Raw genomic sequence first — 12,878 nt, 5'->3', positions numbered from 1 at the left:
ACGACGCCTGCGGAAGTAGGGACCCATGGCAGAGCGCTACGTGATGGCCCTGGACCAGGGCACGACATCGACGCGGTGCATCCTGTTCGACCGGAACGGCCGGCTCGTGTCGGTCACCCAGCGCGAGCACAAGCAGCACTTCCCGAGGCCCGGCTGGGTCGAGCACGACGCCATGGAGATCTGGCGCAACCTGGAGCGGATCGCGCCGGAGTCCATCGCCCAGGCGGGCGCCACCCCGGACCAGGTGGCCGCGCTCGGCATCGCCAACCAGCGCGAGACCACCGTGCTGTGGGACCGCCACACCGGCCGGCCGATCGGCCGCGCCATCGTGTGGCAGGACACCCGCACCGACACGCTCGTCGACGAGCTGTCGCGCGCGCCGCTGGCCGAGACCATCCACGAGCGCTGCGGCATCCCGCTGGCCACCTACTTCTCCGCCCCGCGGATCCGCTGGCTGCTCGACCACACCCCCGGCCTGCGCGAGCGCGCCGAGCGCGGCGACGTGCTGTTCGGGACGATGGAGAGCTGGCTGATCTGGAACCTGACCGGCGGCCCGGCCGGCGGCAGCCATGTCACCGACGTGACCAACGCCAGCCGGACGCTGCTGATGGACCTCACCACGCTCGACTGGGACCAGGGCCTGCTCGACTTCTTCGGTGTGCCGCGCGCGATGCTGCCCGAGATCTGGCCGTCCACCGCGGTGTACGGCGCGGCCACGCACGTGCTGCCCGGCGTCCGCATCGCGGCGGCGCTCGGCGACCAGCAGGCGGCGCTGTTCGGGCAGACCTGCTTCGCCCCCGGCGAGGCCAAGTGCACCTACGGGACGGGCAGCTTTCTGCTCCTCAACACCGGGACCGCGCCGGTCCGCTCGACGCACGGCCTGCTGACCACCGTCGGCTACAAGATCGACAACGAGCCGGCCGTGTACGCCCTGGAGGGCTCGATCGCCATCACCGGCGCGCTGGTCCAGTGGTTCCGGGACGGGCTCGGCATCATCGGCAGCGCCCCCGAGATCGAGACGCTCGCCCGCACCGTCGACGACAACGGCGGCTGCTACATCGTGCCCGCCTTCTCCGGGCTGTTCGCGCCGCACTGGCGCAGCGAGGCGCGCGGCATCATCGTCGGGCTGACCTCCTACATCACCAAGGGGCACCTGGCCCGCGCGGTGCTGGAGGCGACCGGCTGGCAGACCCGCGAGGTGGTGGACGCGATGAACGCCGACTCGGGACTGGCTCTCAAGGCGCTCAAGGTGGACGGCGGGATGACCGCCGACAACCTGCTCATGCAGTTCATCGCCGACGTCCTCAACGTGCCGGTGGTGCGCCCGATGGCCGCCGAGACCGTGTCGCTCGGCGCCGCCTACGCGGCGGGGCTGGCCGTCGGCTACTGGCCCGACCTGGAGGGGCTGCGCCGCAACTGGCACCGGGCGGGCCAGTGGCAACCGGCTATGGACCCCGTGCACCGCGCCAATGAGTACGACAACTGGCGGCGGGCCGTCGAGCGCACCTTCGACTGGATCCGGCCCTCCCGGCAGCACTCCCCGGAGGGCACCGGCGCCTAGGCCGTGTTTCAAAGCCCGGCCCGGCGTCCTCGCCTGGCGGCTCGGACACCGACCTGGCTTGGGCGAGCGCGACATCGCTCCGCGATCTGGCCGGTGGGGCTCGCCTCCGGCTTCGCCCCACCGGCCAGGTAACACGCTCGCGCGACGGCCGAGGCACTTTGAGACAGACCCTAGGCGATCTTCTCCGGACGTCCCGTCCTGCCCGCGTCCCCGGCGGCCCGGGGATCCTTGCGGGCGCGCAGCCACACGTTCGCGGCGGCGAGGTCGTCGGGCTGCTCCTGCGCCTCGCGCTCGGCCTCGACCAGCCGGACGTAGGTGGCGGCCTCGCGGGCGGTCCGCTCCGCGTCCCAGCCGAGTACCGGGGCCATCAAGGAGGCCGCCACCACGGCGGACTCGGTGCCCCGGTCCCTGGACTCGATCGAGATCCGGGTCCGCCGCGCCAGCACGTCCTCGACGTCGCGCGCGCCCTCGTGGGTCGCGGCGTACACGACCTCCGCCCGCAGGTAGCCGTCGCCGCTCGGCAGCGGCTCGGCGAGGGACGGGTCGGCCGCGATGAGGTCCAGCACCTCGTCCACCAGCGTCCCGTACCGGCGCAGGAGCTGCGCGACGCGGCGGACGGGCAGCCCGGCGGCCAGCGCCAGCGCGGACCGGCGGTTCCACAGCGCCCGGTACCCGTCCGCGCCGACGAGCGGCACGTCCTCGGTCACCGACGCCGGGACCGCCGCGCCGTCCAGGCCGCGGACGGCCTCGTCGACGGCGTCCTCGGCCATCACCCGGTAGGTGGTGTACTTGCCGCCCGCGATGACGACCAGGCCGGGCACCGGCGTCCCCACCAGGTGCTCGCGGGACAGCTTGGCGGTCTGGTCGGACGCGCCGGACAGCAGCGGGCGCAGCCCCGCGTAGACGCCCTCGACGTCGTCCTTGGCGAGCGGCTCGGCCAGCACCCGGTTCGCGTGCTCCAGCAGGTAGTCGATGTCGGCGGCGGTGGCCGCGGGGTGGTCCTTGTCGAGGTCCCAGTCGGTGTCGGTGGTGCCCACGATCCAGTGCCGGCCCCACGGGATGACGAACAGCACGCTCCGCTCGGTGCGCAGGATCAGCCCGCTGGAGGAGTCGATCCGGTCCCGCGGGACGAGCAGGTGAACGCCCTTGGACGCGCGGACGCGCACGCTGCTCGCGTCGGCCAGCGCCTGCGTCTCGTCCGTCCAGACACCGGTCGCGGCGACGACCTGCCGGGCCCGCACCTCGATCTCGGCGCCGGTCTCCTGGTCGGCCACGACCGCGCCGGTGACGCGCTCGCCGTCGCGCAGGTAGCGGACGACCTTGGCCCGGTTGGCGACCAGGGCGCCGTAGGAGGCGGCGGTGCGCACCAGCGACATGGTGTGCCGGGCGTCGTCGACCTGCGCGTCCCAGTACTGGACCGCCCCGACGAGCGCGCCCGGCTTGAGGCCGGGCGCGACCTTCAGCGTGCGCCGCTTGGTGAGGTGGCGGTGGTGGGGCAGGCCGCGCGAGGCGCGCCCGGCGGCGCCCATCGTGTCGTACAGCAGGACGCCCGCGCCCACGTACGGGCGCTCCCAGACGCGGTGGCTGAGCGGGTAGAGGAACGGGACGGGGCGGACCAGGTGCGGCGCGAGCCGCCGGACCATCAGGCCGCGCTCGCGCAGCGCCTCGTGCACAAGGCCGAAGTCGAGCATCTCCAGGTAGCGCAGGCCGCCGTGGATGAGCTTGCTGGCCCGGCTGGACGTGCCCGCCGCCCAGTCCCTGGCCTCGACCAGGCCGACGCTCAGCCCCCGGGTCGCCGCGTCCAGGGCGGCGCCGGCCCCGACCACCCCGCCGCCGACGACCAGCACGTCGACCTCCCCGCCCGCCGCCAGCTCCCGCAGCGCGCGCGACCGCGCGGCGGGTGAGAGTTCTACCGCTTTCACGGATCAGCTCCTCGTAACGGAGTGACGACCTGACTGCAATTCGGAATGCTGTACGACAATGTCGAACAATGTACACGCTAGGCTGAAGGGGTGCCAGGGAGAATCCAGTCGGTCGAGCGGGCCGCGACGATCCTGCGACTGCTGGCCTCCGGCCCCCGGCAGCTCGGCGTCGTGGAACTCGCCGACGCGTTGCGGCTGCCCAAGGCCACGGTGCACGGCATCCTTCAGACGCTCCAGCACGTCGGGTTCGTCGAGCAGGACCGGGCCGGCGGCAAGTACCGCCTCGGCGCCACCCTGCTGCACCTCGGCAACAGCTACCTCGACGTCAACGAGCTGCGCACCCGGGCGCTCAACTGGGCCGACTCGCTGGCCTCGCGGGCCAGGGAGAGCGTGCGGATCGGATCGCTGCACGAGGGCCGGGTGCTGGTCGTGCACCACGTCTTCCGCCCCGACGACAGCCTCCAGACCCTCGACGTCGGGGCGCTGCTGCCGATCCACGCGTCCGCGCTGGGCAAGGCGCTGCTGGCCTTCGACCTCCAGGCCGACACGCTGCTGGCCGACCTCGACACCAAGACCTACACCCGCCACACCATCGCCGCCAAGGACGACCTGGTCGCCGACCTCGACCTGGTCCGCGCCCGCGGCTGGGCCTGCGACATCGAGGAGCTGATCGAGGGCGAGGCCGCGATCGCGGCGCCGATCCGCGACGACCGCACCGTGGTGGTCGGCGCGATCGGCGTCTCCGGCGCCATCGAGCGGGTCTGCGATCCGGCCGGGCTGCCGCGCACCGACCTGGTGGCGGCCGTCCGGGACGCGGCCCGCGCGGTGTCCCGCGATCTGGGCGCCCGCCGCTGGTGATCCCGGCCGCGTTCGACATTGTCGACCCGGTTGCGAAATCCAGGCCCCCGGCTGAACCCGCCCGATCCTCCGCCCGACAGCCGGACAGTCCGGTTCATGATTCATAAACTCTGCTGCACAGGTTGCCCGCGCACCACCCCCGCGACGAGGCGAGGACGCTACATGAGCGAACCGGAGAACGTCCCGCCGGGCGTCGATCTGGACAAGGCGAGCCCGGCCCGGCTGTACGACTACTACCTGGGCGGCAAGGACAACTACCCCATCGACCGCGAGGCCGCCGAGCGGATCCGCGCGGTGGTGCCCGAGCTGGAGGACATCGCCTGGGCCAACCGCGGATTCCTCCAGCGGGCCGTGCACCGGCTCGCCGCCCTGGGGATCCGGCAGTTCATCGACGTCGGGGCCGGGCTGCCGACGCAGAACAACACCCATCAGGTCGCCCAGGCCGTCGACCCCGCCGCGCGGGTGCTGTACGCCGACAACGACCCGATGGTGCTCGCGCACGCCCGCGCGCTGCTCGCCGGCTCCCCCGACACCGCGGCCATCACCGCCGACCTCCGCGAACCCGAGGAGCTCCTCGGGCAGCCCGCCGTCCGCGAGCTCATCGACTTCACCCAGCCGGTCGCGCTGCTGCTGGTGGCGGTCCTGCACTTCATCGGCGACGAGGACGACCCGCGGGGGCTGATCGGCCGCTACCTGGACGCACTGCCCCCCGGCAGCTACCTGGCGCTCTCGCACGGCACCGCCGACCACCAGGCGCCGCAGGCGCTCAGGGTGATCGACGGCGTCTACTCCAAGGCCACCGCGAACGCCTTCTTCCGCACCCGGGACGAGATCGCCGGATTCTTCGACGGCCTCGAGCTCCTGCCCCCGCACGAGGGCTCCGCCCCCGGGGTGGCCTTCTCCGGGGACTGGGGCGCCGACGACCCCGAGAGCTCCGACAGCGACGGTTCCCGCTGGGTGTACTGCGGTGTCGCGAGGGTGCCCTGAACCGTCCAGGCCGTAACGTCGTACGGCCACGAGAGGAGACCCTGATGACCGAAGACCCCAAGGCCCGGGGCGTGCCCGCGCGCAAGCCCACCGTCCAGGAGCTGGGCCTCGACCCGGACGCCCTGCACTGGCGGCGGTCCGCTGCCGGGACGGCGGACGGCAGCACGGCGCCCGATCCCACCTCACCCGATCCCACGGCGTCCGGCGTCGAGGCGTCCGGCGTCGAGGTCGCGTTCGCCGGCGCGTGGGTGCTGCTGCGCACCAGCGGCGATCCCGGCGCGCTGATCTCGGTGTTCGACCACCACGAGTGGGACTGCTTCCTCGCCGGGGTGAAGGCGGAGGAGTTCGACCGCGCCGCGTCCTGACCCGTCCGACCCCGCCCGTCCATCCCCGCCCGTCCGTTCTTGGTCCCTTGCTTCCGCACCATTCGGAACGCCCGACCGGGCCACTGGAATTTGTGATTCACAAATTGGGAGGCGATATGCTGGCCAGAGCGCGCTGTCAAGAGGGAGGTGACGCGTGACCGAGGACGCCCCCGGATCCACCATCGCCAAGCGGCGGCTGTCCCGCCTGCTCACCGAACTGCGCCTCGACGCCGGATACACCGCCAACCAGGTCTGCGACCGGCTCAACTGGGGACGCGGCAAGGTCGGCCGGTTCGAGGCCAACCAGTGGGTCCGCCCCGAGCTCAGCGACATCCGCGACATCGCCCGGCTCTACGGCCAGGTCGACGGCGACCTCGCCGAGCTGGAGAACCTCGCCGGGCTGGCCCGGCGGCGGGCCTGGTGGCGCGACCACTCCGAGGTGTTCAGCAACGAGTTCTGCGGGTTCGAGGCCGACGCCTCGGCCATCCGCGTGCTGATGCCGCTCGTCCTGCCCGGACTGCTCCAGACGCCGGCCTACATCCAGTGCCTGATGGCCTCGGGCACGCGGCCGGCCGAGTGGCAGAGCCAGGCCCGGGAGGCGCGGCTGCGGCGGCAGGCGATCCTGAACCGCGACGACGGCTCCGCGCCCACCCTGACGGCGCTGATCACCGAGGCGTCGCTGATGTACCGGTGGGGCACTCCGGCCGACCGGCGCGCGCAGGTCGCGCACCTGGCCGAGATGAGCCGGCGGTCCAACATCGAACTGCGGCTGCTGCGCTTCGACAACGGGCCGCACCCGGGCATGTCGACGCTGGTCAACATCTTCGACTTCCCCGGGAACGAGCCCGCGATGGTCTATCTGGAGAACGACGCGGCCATCCAGGAGATCAACGAGCCCAAGAGCGTGGAGGACTATGTAAGGATCTTCAGCCGCGTTCGCGAGGCGGCGCTCTCACCCGAAGCCACCACCGACTACCTCGAAGAACAGACCAACAAGCTGGAGTAGACATGGACCCGTCTCAGGCAAGGTGGTTCAAGGCCACGTCCAGCACCGGCAGCAACGGCGGCTGCGTCGAAGTCGCCGACCTCGGCTCCGCCACGGGACTCCGTGACAGCAGGACGCCCGAGGCCGGTGCGCACGTCATCGACCGCGGCGCCTTTCGTGCCTTCCTCTCCGATGTGAAGGCCGGACGCTACGACCGCTAGCTGAGTCGCCGGACCACCCACCGGACGATCCCCCGGGGCTGCATCCCCGGGGGATCGTCATGTGCGGCCCGTCTCAGGCGTGCCCCACCGTACAGGGACACCCTGACAGACATCCGGCCTCTGACGACAGATGCGGTCAAGACCCCCAAGACTGTGCATTTCGTACCACTTTGCCCGCTCCGGTGCGCATTACCGCTGCATCGCGGGCACCTTTCTGCCCGAAGAGCTTGTTCCGTCCCGCCATGGCTCTTAATCTGTGAATCGCAGATAGCGAGTCACGAACCTTGGATGCACATGTCGCGAATGAGGACCGGCGGGCCTGCGCTCGGCCCGTCCGGCGCCGGGGCCCGGCTCCGGCGTCCACCCGGAGCCGCCTGACCGATGTGCGGAACCCCCCACCCTTCCAGTCCCGTCACGGTCAGGAGCAGCACGATGGCTGTGGTTCCCATCGAACGGCCCATGCGCATGCCCTGCCCGTCCGCCCTCGGTCCCCGCAGCGACGACCGGCGCCGGCTGCGCGCCACGCTCGAACTGGAGGCGCTGGCCTCGTCGGTGCCCGCCGCGCGCCACTTCGTCGGCGCGACGCTGCGCGGCTGGCGGCTGGCGGAACTCGCGGACGACGCGACGCTGGTGGTCACCGAGATCGTGACCAACGCCTACCAGGCCCTGATGGAGGCCACCGGGGAACCACTCCCGGTCCTGACCGGCGCCCACCCGGCGCCCGCGGGCGGGCATGCGGCGACCGGCGGTCGCGGGGGCGCCGCCGGGCCGCGCCCGCCTGTGATCACGATGCGGCTCGGGCTGGCCGGGGCGGTGCTGTCGATCGAGGTCGAGGACGGCATCGCGGCTCTCCCCCGGCGGTCGGACGCCGGCGACTACGACGAGAACGGGCGCGGCCTGCTCCTGGTCGGCGCCCTGGCCGACCGGTGGGGCTGCCGCCGCGCCGAGCGGCATCCCGGCAAGGTCGTCTGGGCCGAGCTGCCTCTTCCGTCCTGAAAATCGTTCCCATCGTGGGATAAAGTGTCGTCCGCTCTGCTCGAAGTCACGCTTGGGGGACGTCGCTGTGCCCGATGCCCGGCCCTTGGGTGATCTCTCGCCCGAACTGCTCGGATCGTCGGTCTGGCCCGACCGGGCCGTGCTGGAGGCGGGCATTCCCGTCTACGACGTACCGCTGGTGTCGGTCGGCGGCGGGCTCGGCTCGTTCACCCTGGTCGACGCGCTCCGGATTCAGGGCGCGCCGGCGTCGTCCCTCCGGGTGCTGTCCAATCTCGACACGCCGTGGCAGACGTGGGCCTACCTCAGCCGGGTCTCGCAGCTCCCGCCCCGCGAGCGGATCCGCTCCGATGCGGGCGCGCGGCCCGACAACATCTGGGGCTTCCCGTCGTACGCCCTGCACGAAGCGTGGCGGGACCGGTCTCCCCGGCTGCTGTTCCAGGTGCTGACCGAGCCCGTCCTCACCGACTTCTTCAGCCCGCGCGCCGAGACGGTGTTCGCCACCCTCGAACGCGAGGCGGCGCGGATCTCCTACGCCGCGATGCTCGCCAAGGGGCAGGTGCGGATGGTGCGCCGCCGGGCCGGCGACGGCTACTTCACCATCCTCACCCCGCCGGCGGGCGCGACGCCGACCAAGCGGATCGCGATCCGCTCGCGGTTCGTGCACCTGGCGGTCGGCTACCCCGGGCTGCGGTTCCTGCCCGACCTCCAGGAGTTCCGCGAGACCCACAACGACTACCACCGCGTGGTCAACGCCTACGAACCGCACGAGCACGTGTACGAGTTCCTCAAGTCGCGGCCCGGCGTGGTGGTGGTGCGGGGCGCCGGGATCGTGGCGTCCCGGGTGCTGCACCGGCTGATGGACGACCGCGAGCGGTACGGGTCGCAGACGCAGATCGTGCACATGTTCCGCACGTTCGTGTCAGGGGCGCACGGGCCGGGTCCGTGGATGCGGCGCCGGGGCGGCGACGGCTGGGCCTACCAGGCGTTCACCCTGCCCAAGTCCGCGTTCGGCGGGCAGCTCAAGGCGCGGATCAGGCGGGCGGACGGCGCCGGACGGGCCGAGCTCATGAAGGTCATCGGCGGTACCACCACACCCCGGCTGCGGCCGTGGCAGGCGCAGATGCGGGCCGGGCGGGAGGGCGGCTGGTACCACCCGGTCCAGGCCGTCGTGGACCGGGTCGAGCCCACCCCGGACGGCCGGCTGGCCAGCCTCACCAGCAGCGACGACGGCACCCGCGCCCGGCACGTCTCCGACTTCGTCATCGACTGCACCGGGCTGGAGGCCGGCGTGCCCGAGCACCGGGTGCTGGCCGACCTGCTGGAGCACGGCGGCGCCCGGCGCAACGGCGCGGGCCGCCTCATGGTCGGCGAGAACTTCGCGGTGACCGGAACGGAGAACGGTGACGGGGTGCTCTACGCGTCGGGCGCGGCCACGGCGGGCAACCACTTCCCGGCGGTCGACAGCTTCCTCGGCCTCCAGACCGCCGCGCTGGACATCGCCGCCGACCTCGCCGGGCGCGGGTTCTGCGCGCGGCTCGGCCCGCTCAGGTCGACCGGGCAGTGGCTCCGGTGGGCCTCCGGCCGTCCCGTCTGACCAAGGAGACGCACCGTGATCCCCACCCTCGCCGGACGGTTGCAGACGCGGGTCCTCGTGCTGGCCACCGTCGGCGTGCTGCTGACCGCGGCGATCGTCCCGGTGCTGCCGGGCACCGCGGGCCCGCTCTCCGGGACGTACCGGACGGCCTACCTGATCCTCCTCGCGGTCGCCGTGGCGGGGCTCGGCTGGGAGCTGCTCTACCACCTGCTGATGCAGTTCCGGTGGGACAAGGACTGGCCGACGCTGTTCGGGCTGGTGACCGTCGTCCCCGAGGGCCTGCTGATGTGGTTCCTGCTCGACGCCGGGCTGGTGCCCGGGGTCCACGGGGTGGCCTTGTCCACGTACGCGACCATGCTCGGTTTCGTGTGGATCGGGCAGTGGCTGTTCGTGAACGGCCCGATCCGGGTGGTCCTCGTCCAGTGGCGGCTGCGCGGCGGGCGGGTGCTGTGAACCGGGCGGAGGGACGCCTGGTACTGCCGCTGCCCGGCGACGGCCTGGTCGCGCACGAAGCCGGGCTGTCGCTGGTGTGCGCAGTACCCGGCGCGTCCACGGCCCACCTGGTCGACGGGTTGCTCGACGCGCTGGCCGAGGTCGCGGCGGCGGACGGCGACGGCGAGCGGGCCGGCCGGCTGCTGGTCCGCCGGGCGGCGCGGATCCTCGCGGCCGAGCGCGGCAGCCGGCCGCTGGCGTGCGCGGTCGCCGGGCCGGCCGGGCACGGCGCGGTCGCGGTGCTGGCCAGCGGTGCCGCGACGGCGCGGGTCGTACCGGTACGGGACGCGGAGATCCGGATCGGCGGCGATCCGGGCGCGTCGGCGGACCGGATCGTCGGCGGGCCGGTGGCCGAACTGGAGCTGATGCTGCCGGGCGCCGGGCCGGCCGATCCGCGGCTGCGGCTCGGATCGGGGGTGGTCCGGGGCGGCGGGCTGCGCGAGGTGACCGTCCGAGAACCGGAGGCGACGCCGCGGGCCGAGCCGCGGGCCGAGCCGCGGAAGGAGCCGCGCGCGGAACCGCATGCGAAGCCCCGTACGGGTCCTCGTGCGGAGCCGCTGCGCACCCGGATCGACCTCGTCCGGCCTGAGCCGCTGCCCGCCCCCTCGCCGCCCGCCCCCTCGCCGGCCGCGCCTTCGCCGACCGCGGTGGACGGGCCGGGTGCGGAAGAGGGGACCGAGAGTCCGGACGAGCCGGTCAGCCTGATCCGGCAGCGTCCCAAACGCCGGGCGAGCGGACCGCGGGTCCTCGGCGTCAACTGCAAGAACCACCACTTCAACGACCCGCGTGCGGCGTACTGCGCGGTCTGCGGGATCTCGATGCTCCAGATGACGCTCGCGCCCTTCCACGGGCCGAGACCGCCGCTCGGCGTCCTGCTGTTCGACGACGGGCACACCATCCCGCTCGACGACGACCAGCTCATCGGACGCGAGCCCGCGCGCGCGCAGGAGGTGACCGGGGGGCGGGCGCGTCCGGTCCGGCTGACCGACCGGGACGGGTCGATCTCGCGGAGGCACGTGCTCGTCGCGCTCCAGGAGTGGCGGGTGAAGGTGGTCGACCTCGGCTCGGTCAACGGCACCGCGCTCAAGAAACCCGGTGAGCAGGAGTTCCAGCGGCTGCCCCCCGAGTCCGCCGTGGTGCTGCCGCCGGGCTCGACGGTGCGGGTCGGACGGTCGCGCACGTTCCGGTTCGAGTCCAACCGGGAGTGACCCCGATCCGCACGTTCACCCGATGACACGGCCGCGGTCCTCCCCGAGCCCACCCCCCGAAAGGATTCACATGCGAACACGGTCCGTGGGCGGAATCGACTTCGCCCATCCGCTGGCCTTCTGGTCCGGCTTCATCGCCTGCGTCGCCGGTGTGGTCCTGCACCTGCCGATGTACCTGGACGCAGCCGACATGCACTACCACATGGCGGACATGCCGATGGACGCCCCGATGATCACCGGGATGGCGCTGATCGTGGTGGGGCTCGCGGCCACCACGTACGGGCTGGTCCCGCGCGATCTGAAGGCGGCCCGGCAGGCGGGCGAGGTGCGGATCCGCGGAGCGTGGGACGCGCGGATCCGGCCCGCGCACATCGGCCTGATCCTGGTGATGACGACCGCGGTGACCATCGACGCGATGAAGCCGATCACGCTGTCGTTCGTCGCGCCCGGGATGGGCAAGGAGTACGGGCTCAAGTCGGCCCTGAACCCCGGCGGGGACCTCCCGGTCGCGCTGCTGCCGTTCTTCGGGCTCACCGGGACGGTGATCGGCTCGTTCCTGTGGGGATGGCTGGGCGACCGGATCGGGCGCCGGTCCTCCATCCTGCTCGCCGGGGTGCTGTTCGTGACCACCGCGGTCTGCGGCGCGATGCCGTCCTTCGCGTGGAACCTGGCGATGTGCCTGCTGATGGGGCTCGCCGCCGGCGGGATGCTGCCGATCACCTTCTCGCTGCTGGCCGAGATGATCCCGGGCCGGCACCGGGGCTGGGTGATGGTGCTGATCGGCGGCGACCTGGCGCTGGCGTACGTGCTCACCAGCTGGCTGTCGTCCTCGCTGGTCCCGCACTACTCGTGGCGGATCCTGTGGCTGGTCGGGATGCCCTCCGGGGTGCTGCTCATCCTGCTGAACCGGTGGATCCCCGAGTCGCCGCGCTTCCTGCTCGCGCACGGCCGGGAGGCCGAGGCCCGGGAGATCATGGTGCGGTACGGCGCGGCGGAGGCGGCGACCGCCGAGGTCGAGGTGGAGGAACGGCCCGCGGCGCACGGCGGCGGATTCGGCCCGCTGTTCCGCGGGCGGTTCGCCGGGCTGAGCACCGCGGTGGTGGTCCTCGGGCTCGGCATCGGGCTGGTCACCTACGGGTTCCAGCTGTGGATCCCGTCCAACCTCCAGAAGCTCGGGCTGGCGCAGCAGACCGCCGACCGGGCGCTGCGGGACTCGGCGCTGCTCGGGCTTCCGCTGGTCCTCATCGCCGCCGCGCTGTACGGGCTGTGGAGCGCGAAGAAGACCATCATCCTGCTGACCGCGCTGGTCGCGGCGGCGCTGACGGCGTTCTCGGTGGCGGGCGACTCGCTCGCTGAGAACCGCGCCTGGCTGTACGTCCTGCTCGCCGGGCCGATCGTCGGGACCGCCACGATCGGCGCCGTCCTGGCCGCCTACAGCTCGGAGGTCTACCCGACCCGGATCCGGTCCCGCGGGTCGGGGCTGTCCGCGGGGGTCGGCAAGCTCGGCGGTGTGGTGGTCACGATCGTGCTGGTCGCCGGGGCCACGGTCCCGTCCATCGGGACGACCGCGCTGCTCGGCGCGATCCCGCTGGCCCTCGCCGTCATCGTGGTGATCCTGTTCGGCGTGGAGACCCGGGACCGGGCGCCGGACGGCGGCGGGGCGCCGGCGGTCGCGGACGCCTGAGCCAG

General features: G+C 72.8%; 12 protein-coding genes. 11 read left to right on the top strand and 1 reads right to left on the bottom strand.

Features of this window, described 5'->3' with window-relative positions; genetic code table 11:
• The first annotated feature begins 25 nt into the window (after positions 1–25).
• Entirely contained in the window at positions 26–1,561 is a 1,536-nt protein-coding gene (gene glpK, locus OHA34_RS37245) for a glycerol kinase GlpK (protein ID WP_285936594.1), read from the top strand.
• A gap of 170 nt (positions 1,562–1,731) precedes the next feature.
• On the opposite strand, the gene OHA34_RS37240 is transcribed toward glpK, so the two are convergent.
• Positions 1,732–3,483 (bottom strand): glycerol-3-phosphate dehydrogenase/oxidase, encoded by a 1,752-nt coding sequence (locus OHA34_RS37240; protein WP_329520213.1) that lies wholly within the window; start codon positions 3,481–3,483, stop codon positions 1,732–1,734.
• 90 nt (positions 3,484–3,573) lie between these two features.
• On the opposite strand from OHA34_RS37240, the gene OHA34_RS37235 reads away from it, so the two are divergent.
• The 10 genes from OHA34_RS37235 to OHA34_RS37190 all read left to right on the top strand — a co-directional run bounded on the left by OHA34_RS37235 (position 3,574) and on the right by OHA34_RS37190 (position 12,873).
• Positions 3,574–4,341: an IclR family transcriptional regulator gene (locus OHA34_RS37235; RefSeq protein ID WP_285936596.1), complete on the top strand. Its 768-nt coding sequence runs from the start codon at positions 3,574–3,576 to the stop codon at positions 4,339–4,341.
• Positions 4,342–4,503: 162 nt separating this feature from the next.
• On the top strand, positions 4,504–5,328 hold the full coding sequence (locus OHA34_RS37230) for an SAM-dependent methyltransferase (RefSeq protein ID WP_329520212.1): 825 nt from the start codon (positions 4,504–4,506) through the stop codon (positions 5,326–5,328).
• A gap of 44 nt (positions 5,329–5,372) precedes the next feature.
• Positions 5,373–5,693, top strand: a complete 321-nt coding sequence (locus tag OHA34_RS37225) for a DUF397 domain-containing protein (RefSeq protein WP_329520211.1) — start codon at positions 5,373–5,375, stop codon at positions 5,691–5,693.
• Between the two features lie 154 nt (positions 5,694–5,847).
• Positions 5,848–6,699, top strand: coding sequence for a helix-turn-helix domain-containing protein (locus tag OHA34_RS37220; protein WP_329520210.1), 852 nt, complete (start codon positions 5,848–5,850; stop codon positions 6,697–6,699).
• Positions 6,700–6,701: 2 nt separating this feature from the next.
• Positions 6,702–6,899 carry a DUF397 domain-containing protein gene (locus OHA34_RS37215; RefSeq protein WP_285936600.1) on the top strand — a complete coding sequence of 66 codons (198 nt, stop codon included), beginning with the start codon at positions 6,702–6,704 and terminating at the stop codon, positions 6,897–6,899.
• A 432-nt stretch (positions 6,900–7,331) separates the two neighbouring features.
• On the top strand, positions 7,332–7,895 hold the full coding sequence (locus OHA34_RS37210) for an ATP-binding protein (RefSeq protein WP_285936601.1): 564 nt from the start codon (positions 7,332–7,334) through the stop codon (positions 7,893–7,895).
• 67 nt (positions 7,896–7,962) lie between these two features.
• Positions 7,963–9,489, top strand: coding sequence for a hypothetical protein (locus OHA34_RS37205; RefSeq protein ID WP_285936602.1), 1,527 nt, complete (start codon positions 7,963–7,965; stop codon positions 9,487–9,489).
• Positions 9,490–9,504: 15 nt separating this feature from the next.
• Complete coding sequence (locus OHA34_RS37200; protein ID WP_329520209.1) at positions 9,505–9,942, top strand: hypothetical protein; 438 nt, start codon at positions 9,505–9,507, stop codon at positions 9,940–9,942.
• Positions 9,939–11,189 carry an FHA domain-containing protein gene (locus OHA34_RS37195; protein ID WP_329520208.1) on the top strand — a complete coding sequence of 417 codons (1,251 nt, stop codon included), beginning with the start codon at positions 9,939–9,941 and terminating at the stop codon, positions 11,187–11,189. The genes OHA34_RS37200 and OHA34_RS37195 overlap by 4 nt, the downstream gene beginning before the upstream one ends.
• A 70-nt stretch (positions 11,190–11,259) precedes the next feature.
• Complete coding sequence (locus OHA34_RS37190; RefSeq protein ID WP_285936605.1) at positions 11,260–12,873, top strand: MFS transporter; 1,614 nt, start codon at positions 11,260–11,262, stop codon at positions 12,871–12,873.
• Positions 12,874–12,878 lie beyond the last annotated feature (5 nt).

Origin of the sequence: Spirillospora sp. NBC_01491 (assembly GCF_036227065.1) — a bacterium.
Lineage (GTDB): Bacteria > Actinomycetota > Actinomycetes > Streptosporangiales > Streptosporangiaceae > Spirillospora > Spirillospora xylanilytica.
The sequence above is the reverse complement of the archived record's forward strand: the minus strand, read 5'-3'. Positions and strand labels throughout refer to the sequence as shown.

Bases quoted from the DNA above. Each gene is read 5' to 3' on its own strand.
- OHA34_RS37190 (WP_285936605.1), top strand. From the start codon at position 11,260: ATGCGAACACGGTCCGTGGGCGGAATCGACTTCGCCCATCCGCTGGCC.
- OHA34_RS37230 (WP_329520212.1), top strand. From the start codon at position 4,504: ATGAGCGAACCGGAGAACGTCCCGCCGGGCGTCGATCTGGACAAGGCG.
- OHA34_RS37210 (WP_285936601.1), top strand. From the start codon at position 7,332: ATGGCTGTGGTTCCCATCGAACGGCCCATGCGCATGCCCTGCCCGTCC.
- OHA34_RS37215 (WP_285936600.1), top strand. From the start codon at position 6,702: ATGGACCCGTCTCAGGCAAGGTGGTTCAAGGCCACGTCCAGCACCGGC.
- OHA34_RS37225 (WP_329520211.1), top strand. From the start codon at position 5,373: ATGACCGAAGACCCCAAGGCCCGGGGCGTGCCCGCGCGCAAGCCCACC.
- glpK (WP_285936594.1), top strand. From the start codon at position 26: ATGGCAGAGCGCTACGTGATGGCCCTGGACCAGGGCACGACATCGACG.